12 protein-coding genes are annotated in these 13,307 nt (G+C 65.8%); 7 read left to right on the forward strand and 5 right to left on the reverse strand.

Annotation, left to right across the window (positions count from 1 at the left end):
- Nucleotides 1-56 precede the first annotated feature (56 nt).
- From NLM25_RS16345 to NLM25_RS16365, 5 genes are read right to left on the reverse strand one after another with little or no spacing between them, the layout of a single operon-like run.
- Nucleotides 57-941 (reverse strand): intradiol ring-cleavage dioxygenase, encoded by an 885-nt coding sequence (locus tag NLM25_RS16345; RefSeq protein ID WP_254137636.1) that lies wholly within the window; start codon nucleotides 939-941, stop codon nucleotides 57-59.
- A gap of 15 nt (nucleotides 942-956) precedes the next feature.
- The gene (locus tag NLM25_RS16350) at nucleotides 957-1,859 is read right to left on the reverse strand and encodes an NAD(P)-dependent oxidoreductase (protein ID WP_254137637.1); all 903 of its coding nucleotides are present in this window, start codon (nucleotides 1,857-1,859) and stop codon (nucleotides 957-959) included.
- A gap of 20 nt (nucleotides 1,860-1,879) precedes the next feature.
- The gene (locus NLM25_RS16355; protein WP_254137638.1) at nucleotides 1,880-3,253 is read right to left on the reverse strand and encodes an amidohydrolase family protein; all 1,374 of its coding nucleotides are present in this window, start codon (nucleotides 3,251-3,253) and stop codon (nucleotides 1,880-1,882) included.
- A gap of 4 nt (nucleotides 3,254-3,257) precedes the next feature.
- Nucleotides 3,258-4,337 (reverse strand): maleylacetate reductase, encoded by a 1,080-nt coding sequence (locus NLM25_RS16360; RefSeq protein ID WP_254137639.1) that lies wholly within the window; start codon nucleotides 4,335-4,337, stop codon nucleotides 3,258-3,260.
- Nucleotides 4,334-4,657, reverse strand: coding sequence for a Dabb family protein (locus NLM25_RS16365; RefSeq protein ID WP_254117937.1), 324 nt, complete (start codon nucleotides 4,655-4,657; stop codon nucleotides 4,334-4,336). The genes NLM25_RS16360 and NLM25_RS16365 overlap by 4 nt, the downstream gene beginning before the upstream one ends.
- A gap of 108 nt (nucleotides 4,658-4,765) precedes the next feature.
- Here NLM25_RS16365 and NLM25_RS16370 point away from each other — a divergent pair, with 108 nt between their 5' ends.
- The 7 genes from NLM25_RS16370 to NLM25_RS16400 all read left to right on the forward strand — a co-directional run bounded on the left by NLM25_RS16370 (nucleotide 4,766) and on the right by NLM25_RS16400 (nucleotide 13,236).
- A complete protein-coding gene (locus NLM25_RS16370; RefSeq protein WP_254137640.1) occupies nucleotides 4,766-5,689 on the forward strand; it encodes a LysR family transcriptional regulator in 924 nt (307 codons plus the stop codon).
- A gap of 13 nt (nucleotides 5,690-5,702) precedes the next feature.
- Nucleotides 5,703-7,148 carry a xylulokinase gene (xylB, locus tag NLM25_RS16375; RefSeq protein ID WP_254137641.1) on the forward strand — a complete coding sequence of 482 codons (1,446 nt, stop codon included), beginning with the start codon at nucleotides 5,703-5,705 and terminating at the stop codon, nucleotides 7,146-7,148.
- 130 nt (nucleotides 7,149-7,278) lie between these two features.
- The gene (locus NLM25_RS16380; protein WP_254137642.1) at nucleotides 7,279-8,802 is read left to right on the forward strand and encodes a sugar ABC transporter ATP-binding protein; all 1,524 of its coding nucleotides are present in this window, start codon (nucleotides 7,279-7,281) and stop codon (nucleotides 8,800-8,802) included.
- Nucleotides 8,795-9,832 carry a ribose ABC transporter permease gene (locus NLM25_RS16385; protein ID WP_254137643.1) on the forward strand — a complete coding sequence of 346 codons (1,038 nt, stop codon included), beginning with the start codon at nucleotides 8,795-8,797 and terminating at the stop codon, nucleotides 9,830-9,832. Before NLM25_RS16380 ends, NLM25_RS16385 begins: the two co-directional genes overlap by 8 nt.
- Before the next feature lie 103 nt (nucleotides 9,833-9,935).
- Nucleotides 9,936-10,883 (forward strand): ABC transporter substrate-binding protein, encoded by a 948-nt coding sequence (locus tag NLM25_RS16390; RefSeq protein ID WP_254117942.1) that lies wholly within the window; start codon nucleotides 9,936-9,938, stop codon nucleotides 10,881-10,883.
- Nucleotides 10,884-11,012: 129 nt separating this feature from the next.
- Complete coding sequence (locus NLM25_RS16395; RefSeq protein WP_254137644.1) at nucleotides 11,013-11,480, forward strand: MarR family winged helix-turn-helix transcriptional regulator; 468 nt, start codon at nucleotides 11,013-11,015, stop codon at nucleotides 11,478-11,480.
- A 46-nt stretch (nucleotides 11,481-11,526) separates the two neighbouring features.
- Nucleotides 11,527-13,236 (forward strand): FAD-dependent oxidoreductase, encoded by a 1,710-nt coding sequence (locus NLM25_RS16400; RefSeq protein WP_254137645.1) that lies wholly within the window; start codon nucleotides 11,527-11,529, stop codon nucleotides 13,234-13,236.
- Nucleotides 13,237-13,307: the final 71 nt, after the last annotated feature.

Consider the following 13,307-nt stretch of genomic DNA (forward strand, 5'->3'; position numbering starts at 1 on the left):
TTAAGCTCCCGTCTGCTCCCTGTTGCCGGACTCTTGTTGGTCCGCGGCCACCCAGTCTAGGCGGCTCTTGCGTTGCTCGCGACCTGCTTCAGGCCGAAATCATAGTTGAGATGAAAATAGTCGCGCTCCACCATGCGACCATCCGGCGCACGGCCGGCGGGATGGTGGGCGAACTCGCGGATCAGGCTGTCCTTGACGCCGAACACCACGTCAGAGTCGAGGTATTTGTCGCCGGCAACGAACACGTGGGTCACCAGTTGCTCGAAGCCGGGCGCCGAGATCATGAAATGCACATGCGCGGGGCGCCAGGGATGGCGGCCCTGCACCTCCAGCATTTCGCCGACCGGCCCGTCATGCGGGATCGGATAGGCCGCCGGCTTGATCGACCAGAAATGGAAGCGGCCGTTGGCGTCGGTGTGGAAGCGCGCCCGCATCGCGAGATCGCCGATGTCGTCGAGCTGCTGCACGTCGTAATAGCCGTCATCGTCGGAGTGCCAGACGTCGACAATGGCGCCTGCCAGCGGTTGCCCATCCACCGTCGAGACCGAGCCGGTGACCAGCATCGGGTCGCCCTCCATCGGGCCGGAGATATCCGCGCCGCTGTCCTTCTCCGGCGCGGCCTGGACGAAGAACGGGCCGAGCACCGTGGTCTCGGTCGCGCCTTCCGGCACCGGATGGTTGATCGCATCGACCAGCATGGAGACGCCGAGCGTGTCCGACAGCAGGATGAATTCCTGGCGCTTGTCGTCGCACATGTGGCCGGTGCGGGTCAGGAAGTCGATGCCGTATTCCCATTCCTTCTGGGTCGGCCGGATCTCACGAACGAAGGCATGAAGGTGCCGGACCAGCGCCTCGCTGACCTCCTTGATGCGCGGATCGGTTGCGTCCGCGATCCGCTCCAGCACCGCATCCGTGATGGTGTTTTCGTTGAAGTTGCGCATGGGTGCCTCCGTTGATCAGAGCTTTGGTTCGCCGAGGCCGGACAGCCGTTCGAGATGCTTGACGGTCGCGATGAAGTCGGTGTCGCCATCGCCCTGCGCGACCAGCGAGCCATAGGTCTCGCGCACTTGCGCGGCGAGCTGCAGCGGCACGCCGACGGCATGACCGGCGCCAAGGATGAGATCGAGGTCCTTGGCCATCTGCTTGCAGGAGAAGGTCGACTCGAAGTCTCGGTTGCGCAGCGGCGCGGTCTTGTACTTCACCATCGGCGAGGCCACCGCGCTGTCGTCCAGCACCTTCAGAATGTCCTGCCAGGCGATGCCGCCTTTGCGCGCCAGCGCCAGGCTCTCGGCCATCATCGCCGCCGACACCGCGATCATCAGATTGACCGAGAGTTTTGCATAGCGCGCTTCCTCGGCCGGCCCGAGATAGGTCTGGGCGCGGGTGAAGGCTGCGAACAACGGCTTTGCATTATCGAAGGCGTCCTTCGGCCCCGAGACGAAGCAGGTCAGTGCACCGGTGTGAACGATGCTGGCATTGCCGGAGACCGGCGAACGCAGATAGGCAATGCCGCGGGCTTGCGCCGCGGCCGCAACTTCGGTGGAGGCCTCGACGCTCACGGTGCTGGTTTCGATCAGGACGGCACCGGGCGCCATCGCGACAATCAGTCCGGCGGGGCCCAGCAACGCGCCGCGCAAGGCAGCATCGTCGGGCAGGGATGTGATGACGGTGGCCTTGCCGCTTACGGCCTCGGCCGGCGAGGCGGCAATCGAAATGCCTTGCGCACGCGCCTCGCTGATCCGCGCTGCGCTCTGGTCGAATGCGGTCACGGCGTAGCCGGCCTTGGCGACGAGCGCCGACATCGGCAGGCCCATCTTGCCGATGCCGATGAAAGCGACGCTTTTTGAAGTGTCTGTCATTGGTCTTGTCCTTGGAACGCTCAGGTGGCGTGTCCCTGTCGTTCAATGTCCTGCACCAGCCGCCGGCCGGATTGCGCCAGCAGTTCTTTCTTCGTCTCCAGCCCCTCGACCAGCAGCCGGCCGTTCTGCTTCTTCCAGGCGCCGCCGATCATGACGGCCTCGATGTTGGCAAGGCTCGTCTGCATCACCACGGTGGCGACGGGATCGTGCACTGGAAAGAGGTTGAGGTCGGAGGCGTTGATGATGACGAGGTCGGCGAATTTTCCCGGTGTCAGCGAGCCGATCTGATCCTCGCGGCCGAGCATGCGCGCGCCTTCCGTCGTGATCCAGCGCAGCGCCTCGCGCACGGGAATTGTCGTCGTCGCCGGAATAGTGCCGCTGGCCTTGCGCGATTCGGCGTTATCCAGCGCCCGCTGCATCGACAATGCGACGCGGGCGGCGGAGAAGAGATCGCCGGCCAGAATGGATTCGAGATCGATCCCGATGGTGGGTCGCACGCCACGTTTCAACAGCCTTCCGGTGATCGGAAAGCCATGGCCCTGGATCATCTCGTTCTCGGGCGTCACCGAGAACGACACGCCGAGATCGACCATCCGGTCCAGAAGATCGTCCGGCAGATCGTTGCCGTGGACGATGTTGATGCCGGGACCGACGAGACCGGCCTCGACCAGCTTGTCCCAGCCGCCGGGCGTCTTGGCCGGACCGCCGCCCTGATGCATCGATGCGATCAGGTCGAACTCACGCGCCAGCCGGAAATCCTGCATGGCGACGTCGAGCGTCGAATAATGCGGGCCGAGAATGGCGAGCCCAAGCGTGACGAGACCGTCGCGGTCGGCGAGGAGGCCTGCGAGCAGCCGCTCGACCTCGCGGCGCGGATGCGGCACTTCCGAGAAGTGCGGCTCGCCCGGTTTGGGCTCAGGCTTCGGCGAACCATGGAAGAAGGCGGCGCGGATGCCGCTTTCGATCAGGCCGCGCACGGCAGCGTCGGTATGATCGGGCGTCGGGTTGTTGTGGCACCAGTCGACGAGGGTGGTGGTGCCGCAATTGATCTGGTTCAGCGCACCGACCAGCGTCGCGATATGGATGTCCTCGGGCCGGAACACGGTCGCGAGGCCCGCATGCATGCGGCGGAAATATTCGAGCAGCGTCCAGTTCGCGGCATAACCGCGCAGCCCCGTCTGCCAGGTGTGCATATGGGCGTTGATCAGGCCGGGGATGACGATGCGCCCCTTGCCGTCGACGATCTCGGTCTCGGCCGCGCCGCTGCCGAGGTCGATCGATGGACGCACATCGACGATGCGGCTGCCCTCGACCAGCACATCGCCGGTGCCGAGATCGCCGATTGCGTCATCCATGCTGATGACGGTGGCCGATTTGATCAGCGTACGCCGCATCGCTTCATGCCGCCGTTTTGATGGTGCCGGGCGGCTCACCGGCCCAGGCGCGCGCAATGAGGCCGCGGATGGCGCCCCGCTCGAGCGGCCGCGGATTCCAGTAGGCGTTGGTGACGGCGAGATCGGCGGCCTTGTCGATGCCGCTCTCGGGCATTCCAATGTCGCGCAACGCCAGCTTCGCACCCAGCCGCTTGGCGAGGTCGTAGAGCCCCTGCGACGCATCGGCCGCGCCGATCGCGCGCGAGAGGCGCGTCATTGCTTCGGGCACCGCCGGAGCGTTGTAGGCCAGCGCATGCGGCAGCACGATGGTGTGGGTCTCCGCGTGCGGCAGGTCGAAGGTGCCGCCGAGCGTGTGGCAGAGCTTGTGATGCAGCGCCATGCCGACGGTGCCGAGGCAGACGCCGCACAGCCAGGCGCCGTAGAGCGCCTCGGTGCGGGCCTCACGGTCGTCGCTTTTCGCCGCAATGGCGGGCAGGGCGCGAGCCAGCGCGCGGATGCCTTCTTCCGCCATCAGCGACGTGACAGGGTTGGTGTCGCGTGCGTAGAGCGCCTCGACCGCATGCGCGATCGCATTGATGCCTGATGTTGCAGCTAAGCTCGCCGGCAGCGTCAGGGTGAGGTCGACATCGTAGATCACGGTCTCCGGCAGCACGGCCGCATCGCGCACCGTGGTCTTGAGGCCGTTCTCGGTCTGGCCGACGATCGGCGTCATTTCCGAGCCGGCATAGGTGGTGGGGATGCAGAGCTGGTTGACGCCGGTGCGCAAGGCCAGCGCCTTGCCAAGGCCGGTGGTCGAGCCGCCGCCGAGCGAGACGACGCAGTCGGCCTCGCATGCCCTCATCGCGGTGAGCGCGCGCTCCGTAACGTCGACCGGCGTATGCATGGTCGCGCCGGGAAAGATGCCGGCATAGAGCGGGCCGAGCGTAGCCCCCAGGCTCTTGCCTTGCGCCTCCTGCTGCGGCGTCGTCAGCACCAGCGCGCGCTTGCCGCCGAGCCGCTCGACCTCGGCCCTGGCCGAGCCAAGCGTTCCGCTGCCGAACACGACGCGGCAGGGCAGGTTTTCAAAGGTGAACGAACCGATCATGCGCCGGTCTCTTTGATGGGATAATCGACCTGGAAGCGTCCGATCCGCAAGTCGCCCAGCGCCTCGCGCACGCGCAGATGCTCCGGGTGGGTGGCATAGGCCGCGAGGGCGGCGTGGTCGGTGAACTCGGAGAACAGCACCACGTCGCAGGCGTAATCGACATCGCTGACGTCCATACCGACTTCGATATGGGTGAGGCCGTCGATCCGGCCGCGCAGCCCCTCGAACAGGGTCTTGACCTTCACCCGGGCCGCGGAGCGCTCCGCGGGCGTCTCCCCGCGCAGCCGCCACATCACGATGTGCCTGATCGGGCCCGACATTTCCTGATTTCCTCGCCTGCTATCTTGCTTGTGTTCTGGCCATTTTGACTTGCGGGATACGGAAATAAAGGCCAATAATTGTAAGTCTCTTTTTCTAAAAATGGAAAAATGGATCGTTTGCTGCAATTGGAGGTGTTCTCCAAGACGGCCGAGCTCGGCAGCCTGTCCAAGGCCGCCGAGGCCTTGCGCATGTCGAATGCGGCGGCGAGCCGCCATCTCAGCGCGCTCGAGGAGCGTCTTGCGGTCAGGCTGATCGAGCGCAACACCCGCCGGCTGTGGCTGACCGAGGCGGGGCAGGAGCTGCTGGAGCGCTCCAGCCGGGTGCTGAGCGAGCTGGCGGAAGCCGAGGACATCGTCAGCGATCGAGCGCTCTCGCCGCAGGGCACGCTGCGGGTGACGAGCTCGCTGTCCTTTGCCGTGATCTATCTGGCGCCGATGCTGCCGGCCTTCCGCGCGCGCTATCCGAAGCTCAACATGCAGATCACGACCGCCAACCGGTATCCCGATTTCATCGAGGCCGGCATCGACGTGGCGATCCGGACGCGCGAGCAGGAGCCGGATTCGAACATCGTGGTCCGCCGCATCGGCCAGATGCGACGCGTGCTCGCGGCCGCGCCCTCCTATCTCGCAAGCGCTGGCGCGCCGGAGCAGCCCGCCGATCTCGCGCGCCACAACATGCTGGTCTACAATCTCGCGAACGATCCCTTTTCGCTGCGCCTGCGCAAAGGCCACGGCGCGCAGACGATCCGCATCACGCCGACGCTCGACAGCAATGACGGCCAGGTCATCCGCGGCGCGGCGCTGGCAGGCCTCGGCATCCTGATCCAGCCGCTCTACATCGTTCAAAGCGACATCGCGGCGGGCCGTCTCGTCCCGGTCCTGGTGGATTGGGAGCTGCCACTGCTCACCATGAACATCGCATACCAGAACCGCGCCGGGCTGCCCGCCAAGATCAGGGCCTTTTCCGACTTCCTGGTTACCCACATCCGCGAGCATTCGGAGCCGGGGATCTGGATGGACGCGACGAAGTGAGCAAGTAGCATCCATGTATCTCGGCATCGATCTCGGCACCTCGGCGGTCAAGACCGTTCTCGTCGACGGTGCCCAGCGCGTGATTACCAGCGAGAGCCGGCCGCTCGCGATCGCCTCGCCGCAATCAGGCTATTTCGAGCAGGACCCCGCGCAGTGGATCGATGCAACCTTCGCCACGCTGGACGCCTTGAAGGCGACGCATGCCGCCGAGCTGGCGGCAGTCGATGGCATTGGACTGTCCGGCCAGATGCATGGCGCCACGCTGCTCGATGCGAGCGCGAGACCGTTGCGGCCTTGCATCCTCTGGAACGACGGGCGCTCGGCCGCCGAGTGCCGTCTCCTCGAACGACGCTGGCCCGCCTTGCGTGCGACGTCAGGCAACAAGGCGATGCCGGGATTTACCGCGCCGAAGCTGCTCTGGATCGCGGCCCACGAGCCTGAAATTTTTGCGGCGACGCGGCTCGTTCTGCTGCCAAAGGCCTATTTGCGCCTGGTGCTGAGCGGCGAGGCGATCGAGGACGTCTCTGATGCATCGGGATCGCTGTGGCTCGACGTTGCGCGCCGGGACTGGTCGGACGCAGCACTGGCGGCGACCGGCCTGTCGCGCGATCACATGCCGCGTCTGGTCGAGGGATGCGCGCCCGCAACGACATTGCGCGGCGAGCTGGCACGGCGCTGGGGGATGACCAGACAGCCGGTGATCGCGGGCGGTGCCGGTGACAATCCGGCAGGCGCCGTCGGCATCGGTGCGATCCGGCCGGGAACCGCGTTCGTGTCTCTGGGAACCTCGGGGGCCTTGCTGGCCCCGACCAGCAGGATCGCCGCCAACCCGGACCGCGCGGTGCACACATTCTGCCACGCCATTCCCGCAATGTGGATTCAGGCCGGCGCGATCCTCTCGGCGGCCTCCTGCCTGGCCTGGATCGCGCGCCTGTTCGGCGTCACCGAGGCCGAATTGCTGGCGCCGCTTGGATTGCACCCGCAGGCGCCGTCGCCCGTGAGCTTCCTGCCTTATCTGGCGGGTGAGCGGACGCCGCATGACGACCCCGCCGTACGCGGCATGCTGGATGGCTTGAGCCATGGCACCGATCGCGGGACGATCGTGCAGGCAGTGCTCGAGGGCGTCGCCTTCGCGCTTGCCGATTGCCGCGACGCGCTCGCGGATGCCGGAATTTCGATTGCGGAAGCCGACGCCATTGGCGGTGGTTCACGGTCGCGGTTCTGGCTCTCGGTGCTGGCAAACGTGCTGAATGTTCCGATCCACCGCTTTGCCGGCGGTGAAACCGGCGCGGCGTTCGGTGCGGCGAGATTGGGGCGGCTTGCTGTCACCGGTGAGGCGATCGCCGCCGTGTGCACGCCGCCGCAGCGCATCGAGACGTTCGAACCCGACGCGGGACTGGTCGATGCTTATGCCGAACGGCTTCCCGCGTGGCGTGAACTGTATCGGCCGCGCAACTAGCGTCGCCCCGATGTCGCATTCCCCTGTGTTCGCTATTGCTCCGTGCGGCGGCCTTTTGTTTAATGCGTGAACCGCGCTGACGAAAAGATTGAGACGCGGGTAGGAAACGCATTGTGCGTCGGGAGGCACGATGAACGATCCGATCCTCGAGATGCGTGGGGTCTCGAAATCCTTCTTCGGCATCAAGGCGCTGCGTTCCGTCGATCTCACCGTCTATGCCGGCGAAATTCATGCCCTGATGGGGGAGAACGGCGCCGGAAAGTCGACGCTGATGAAGATCCTGTCGGGCGCCTACAGGCCTGATCCCGGCGGCGAAATCCGCATCGATGGAAACCCGGTACGGATCGAAGGTCCGCTCGGCGGCCGCACGGCGGGCATCTCCATCATCTACCAGGAGCTGTCGCTGGCTCCCAATCTCAGCGTTGCCGAGAATATCTATCTGGGACGGGAGATGTCGCGTGCAGGTTTGCTGGCGCGCGGCGCCATGCGCGAGGGCGTCGGTCCGATCCTGAAACGGCTGGGCGCAGACTTCCTGCCGTCGACGCTGGTGGCGCATCTCTCCATGGGCCAGCGGCAGCTGGTCGAGATCGCGCGTGCGCTGCACGCGAGATCAAAAATCCTGATCATGGACGAGCCGACCACCGCGTTGTCGGCCGGCGAGAGCGCGCGGCTGTTCGCGCTGATCCGCCAGCTCCGCTCGGAGGGGCTCGCCATCATCTACATCTCGCATCGCATGGACGAGGTCTACGCGCTCGGCGACCGCGTCACCGTGCTGCGCGACGGCCGGCTGGTCGGGTCGCTCGACAAGCAGGACATCCGCGCCGACACCATCGTTCGGCTGATGGTCGGGCGTGACGTCTCCTCGTTCTACAAGAAGGATCATGATCCGGAAGCGGGGCGGGGGCATCCCGTGCTCGCAGCGATCGACATGGCCGATGGCCAGCGCGTCAAGGGCTGCTCGCTGACCGTGCATGCGGGCGAGGTGGTCGGCCTTGCCGGCCTGATCGGCGCGGGTCGCACCGAGCTTGCGCATCTCATCATCGGCGCGGCGCCCAGAACCTCCGGCCGTCTCGAGCTGGAAGGACGCCCGGTCGATATCAGCACGCCGGGTGAGGCGCTCGACGCCGGGATCGCCTATCTGACCGAGGACCGCAAGGCGCTCGGCCTGTTCCTGGACATGTCCTGCCAGGACAACATCAACCTCGCGGTGCTCGGCCGCGATGCCCGGATCGGCTACATCCTCGACCGCGACAAGGCCCGCGACCGTGCCAGGAGGGCGTTCGCGGCGCTCGGCATTCGTGCCGCCAATATCGGCGTCACCGTCGGTGCCCTGTCCGGCGGCAACCAGCAGAAGGTGCTGCTGTCGCGCCTGCTCGCGACCACGCCAAAGGTCCTGATCCTCGATGAGCCGACGCGTGGCGTGGATGTCGGCGCCAAGTCCGAGATCTATTCGATCATCGACAATCTTGCCAAATCCGGCACTGCGATCCTCGTCATCTCGTCCGATCTGCCCGAGATCATCGGCATCTGCGACCGCGTCGTCGTCATGCGGGCAGGGCACATCGCCGGTGAAATCGAGCGTGGCGCGACATCGCCCCTGAACCAGGAAGACATCATGGCGCTCGCCACGGGGATGGAGCAACTCGATGCATGACGGCCCTCCGAAGGCAGACACCGCCGCCGCTGCGAGCCTCGCGGCCGCGCAGGAGACGAAGCGTCAGCGCATAAGGCTTCTGATCCGCGCCGCCGGCATGTTGCCGGTGCTGTTGATCCTGTGCGGCGGCTTCCATTTTCTGTCGGAGGGCCGCTTCTTCACCGGACAAAATCTCGGCATCGTGTTGCAGCAGGCCGCCGTGAACACCGTGCTCGCTGCAGGCATGACCTTCGTCATCCTCACCGGCGGCATCGACCTCTCGGTCGGCTCGATCCTGGCGGCCTCCGCGATGGCCGGGTTGACGCTCTCCAAGCTGCCGGAGCTCGGAATGCTGTGGCTGCCGGCGGCGCTGCTCACGGGTCTCGGCTTCGGCGTCATCAACGGCGCGCTGATTGCGCTCCTCCGCCTGCCGCCCTTCATCGTCACGCTCGGCTCTCTCACCGCCGTACGCGGCCTGGCGCGACTGCTCGGGGCCGACACCACCGTCTTCAATCCTTCCATTCCCTATGCCTTCATCGGCAACGGTTCGCTGACGCTCATTCCAGGCGTGGCGTCGATTCCATGGCTCTCCGTGATCGCCTTGCTCGTCATCCTCGTCTCGTGGCTGGTGCTGCGCCGGACCGTACTCGGCGTGCACATCTATGCGGTGGGCGGCAATGAAAGCGCGGCACGGCTTGCCGGCATCAAGGTCTGGGCCGTGCTGATCTTCGTCTACGGTGTTTCAGGGCTTTTCGCCGGGCTCGGCGGCGCTATGCAGGCGGCGCGACTCTATGCGGCCAACGGCCTCCAGCTCGGCCAGTCCTATGAACTCGATGCGATCACCGCCGTGATCCTGGGCGGCACCTCGTTCGTCGGCGGCATCGGCTCGATCTGGGGTACGCTGGTCGGCGCCTTGATCATCGCCGTTTTGTCGAACGGCCTGATCCTCGTCGGCGTCTCGGACATCTGGCAATATGTGATCAAGGGCCTGGTGATCATCGGCGCCGTGGCGCTGGATCGCTACCGGCTGCAAGGCTCCGCCAGAACTTGAAGGGCTCCGCCAGAACCTGTGAGGTTCGGCGCGTAGCTACGAGATTCCGCTGCGGCAACTGGTCTGCCGTGCCGGGGATGAAGACAGACCAGGGAGGAAGCCAATGTTGAAGACGATCACGCTTGCCGGCGCCGCGACGGCGCTTGCCCTAAGCACCGCGCCGTCCTTCGCCAAGGAGCTCAAGTCGATCGGTGTCTCGCTCGGCTCGATGGGCAACCCGTTCTTCGTCGCGCTGTCGAAGGGCGCCGAGTTCGAGGCCAGGAAGACCAATCCCAATGTGAAGATCACGACGGTCGGCTTCGAATACGACCTCGGCAAGCAGGTCACCCAGATCGACAACTTCATTGCCGCCGGCGTCGACCTGATCCTGTTGAATCCCGGCGATCCCAAGGCGATCGGGCCGGCGATCAAGAAGGCGCAGGCGGCGGGCATCGTGGTCGTCGCGGTCGACACCGCGGCCGAAGGCGCCGATGCCACCGTGACCACGAACAACGTGCAGGCCGGCGAGATTTCATGCCAGTACATCGTCGACAAATTGGGGGGCAAGGGCGACGTCGTCATCGAGAACGGGCCGCAGGTCTCGGCCGTGATCGACCGCGTCGTCGGCTGCAAGAACGTCTTCTCGAAGAATCCCGGCATCAAGGTGTTGTCGAGCGACCAGGACGGCAAAGGCTCGCGTGAAGGCGGTCTCACGGTTGCGCAGGGCTATCTGACCCGCTTTCCCAAGATCGACGCCATCTTCGCCATCAACGATCCGCAGGCGATCGGCACCGATCTTGCGGCGCGCCAGCAAAGCCGCAGCGGCATTGTCATCACCGCGGTCGATGGCGCGCCCGACATCGAGGCCGCGCTCAAGGATCCCTCGGCGGCGCAGATCCAGGCTTCCGCTTCGCAGGACCCGTTCTTCATGGCGCGGCGCGCGGTGCAGGTGGGCGTCGGCATTCTCAATGGCCAGAAGCCGGCCTCGACCGTCGAGCTCCTGCCGTCGAAGCTCGTGACCAGAGACAACGTCGCCGAGTACAAGGGCTGGACCTCGGATCGTTCTCAATAGAACGCTGCCCCCCCTGCGGGGGAGCTCGAATTACGAGATGACGGGCGGCGTTGTGATCCACGCCGCCCCGGGCGGCCCCTTGTGCTAGCTTTGCATGATCTCGATCGGGTCGATTCGGAAACAGATCTCGTGAAAGCCAGGACATCCGGCACCGCATGGCGGCATGCCAATATCGGTCGCCTGCTCAACAACGCGGTGCGGCGCTTCGAAGGCCGTGTGCTCGAGCTGATGAGCGAGAAGGGGCACGACGAGACGCGGATCGCGCATGTCGGCCTCACGCGCAATCTCGACGTGGAGGGGACCAGGCTGACGGAGCTCGCCCGCCGCGCGTCCATGAGCAAGCAGGCGATGGGCGAGCTGGTCGATCAATGCGCCGAGCTCGGCCTCGTCGATCGCATCGCCGATCCGACCGACCGGCGCGCCCGCATCGTCATGTTCACGCCGGCCGGGCGCAAATGGCTCGATGCGTTCCGCGATGCGGTCGACGTCGCCGAGCAGGAGATGCGCGCCGAGCTCGGCAAGGCCGCGATGGATGCGATCCTGAAGGGATTGGCCGTCTACGGCGCGAAGTTCGATACGCTCGACGAGGACAATTAGTCAGGCTACTTGACGATATCGTCAGGCTACCTTACCATGCAGGATAATGCTGGTAGGGAGAAGCGTCTTGGAGACACGACTGACGGCCTCGGTGCTCATCGTGGGCGGGGGGCCATGCGGGCTGATGCTGGCCAACGAGCTCGGCCGCCGCGGCGTACCCGCGGTGCTGGTCGACGAAAAGCCGGGCACCGCATTCAATCCGCAAGCCAATGCGACGCAGGCGCGCTCGATGGAGCACTATCGGCGGCTGGGATTCGCGGACGAGATCAGACGCGAGGGTTTGCCTGCCGATTATCCGACCGACGTCGCATATTTCACCCGCTATGCCGGCTACGAGCTGGCGCGGTTTCAGCTGCCGTCGTCGTCGCGTGCGGGCGAGCTTGTCAGGGGCATGTCCGGCTCCTGGAGCGCGGCCGAGCTACCGCATCGGGTCTCGCAGAAATATGTTGAGGCTGTGCTGCGCCGTCATGCCGAACGGCTTCCCGGAATTCAGCTCAACTATGGTCACAGGCTGGTCCGTTACGTCGAAAGCGATGACGGCGTCGTCGGCGAAATCGAATGTCTCGACAATGGTCGCCGCTTTGAGGTTCGCGCCGACCTTCTCGTCGGCGCCGACGGGCCGCGCTCGATGGTCCGGCAGTCGCTCGGGATCGTCTACGGCGGCGAGACCGGAGCGCAACGCGACTTCATGGGCGGCCGCATGCTGGCGGTGTATCTCCGTTCGCCCGGCTTCTACGCGAGCATCCCGCATGCCAAGGCGTGGATGTACAATTGCTTCAACGGCGACCGCCGCGCCTTCATGGCATCCGTGAACGGGCGCGACGAATTCGCGTTCCACACGCAACTCCGGCCGGGCGAAGACGAGAATGCGATCACGATCAGCGCGGCCAAGGCCGCGTTCCAGCGTGCCTGCGGCGCGCCGATCGCGTGCGAGGTGCTGTCGTTCCTGACCTGGACCGCCGGTCACGCGCTGGTTGCGAATGGGATGCAAAGGGGCAGGGTGTTCCTCGGCGGCGATGCGGCGCATCTGTTCACGCCGACCGGCGGGCTCGGCTACAACACCGCGATCGAGGATGCGGTCAATCTCGGCTGGAAGCTCGCAAGCGTCGTCAAGGGCGCGAGCCCGGCTCGGCTGCTCGACAGCTACGAGGTCGAGCGGCGTCCGGTAGCGCTCCGCAACACCGACTATGCGCGGCGCTTCGCCGACTCCCTTGGTCTCTTCGCGCCCGCGCCGGAGATCGAGGACGCAACGGACGCAGGCAGCGAGGCGCGGCGGGCTGCGGGCGCCTATCTCGAACAGCACGCGCGTGCCGAATTCAACATCCCCGGCGTCACCTTCGGCGGACGTTACGACGGCTCGCCGATCATCGTCTCCGACGGCAGCCAGCCGCCGCCCGATGCCGCGAACGTCTATGTGCCGAGCGCCTGTCCCGGCGGTCGCGCACCGCACGCGTGGCTGGAAGACGGCGCGTCCTTGTACGACCTGTTCGGGTTCGAGTGGACTCTGCTCCAGTTCGGCGAGGTCGCGTCGGCTCACGCCGCGGTCGCTGATGCCGTTCGCATGTTCGGGGTCGAATTGAAACTCGTCACCCTGCCAAAATCCTTGCGCGATCTCTATGAGGCGGACCTCGCCTTGATACGTCCCGACCAGATCGTGGCCTGGCGCGGCAGCGCATCACAGGCCGGAACGATCGGGCGCGTCCTGGCCCGCGCGCTTGGGCACGGCGCGAGCGACGGCGCGCGGCTGGCAAGCTGATCGATTTCCCGCCGCCTTTGGCGCGGGGCGGCCAATCACAACAAGACGACAATGACACCGGAGGAGGAAAC

Source organism: Bradyrhizobium sp. CCGB01 (assembly GCF_024199795.1).
In the GTDB taxonomy this organism is placed as follows: Bacteria; Pseudomonadota; Alphaproteobacteria; order Rhizobiales; family Xanthobacteraceae; genus Bradyrhizobium.

Bases quoted from the DNA above. Each gene is read 5' to 3' on its own strand.
- NLM25_RS16345 (WP_254137636.1), bottom strand. From the start codon at position 941: ATGCGCAACTTCAACGAAAACACCATCACGGATGCGGTGCTGGAGCGG.
- NLM25_RS16350 (WP_254137637.1), bottom strand. From the start codon at position 1,859: ATGACAGACACTTCAAAAAGCGTCGCTTTCATCGGCATCGGCAAGATG.
- NLM25_RS16355 (WP_254137638.1), bottom strand. From the start codon at position 3,253: ATGCGGCGTACGCTGATCAAATCGGCCACCGTCATCAGCATGGATGAC.
- NLM25_RS16360 (WP_254137639.1), bottom strand. From the start codon at position 4,337: ATGATCGGTTCGTTCACCTTTGAAAACCTGCCCTGCCGCGTCGTGTTC.
- NLM25_RS16365 (WP_254117937.1), bottom strand. From the start codon at position 4,657: ATGTCGGGCCCGATCAGGCACATCGTGATGTGGCGGCTGCGCGGGGAG.
- NLM25_RS16370 (WP_254137640.1), top strand. From the start codon at position 4,766: ATGGATCGTTTGCTGCAATTGGAGGTGTTCTCCAAGACGGCCGAGCTC.
- xylB (WP_254137641.1), top strand. From the start codon at position 5,703: ATGTATCTCGGCATCGATCTCGGCACCTCGGCGGTCAAGACCGTTCTC.
- NLM25_RS16380 (WP_254137642.1), top strand. From the start codon at position 7,279: ATGAACGATCCGATCCTCGAGATGCGTGGGGTCTCGAAATCCTTCTTC.
- NLM25_RS16385 (WP_254137643.1), top strand. From the start codon at position 8,795: ATGCATGACGGCCCTCCGAAGGCAGACACCGCCGCCGCTGCGAGCCTC.
- NLM25_RS16390 (WP_254117942.1), top strand. From the start codon at position 9,936: ATGTTGAAGACGATCACGCTTGCCGGCGCCGCGACGGCGCTTGCCCTA.
- NLM25_RS16400 (WP_254137645.1), top strand. From the start codon at position 11,527: ATGCTGGTAGGGAGAAGCGTCTTGGAGACACGACTGACGGCCTCGGTG.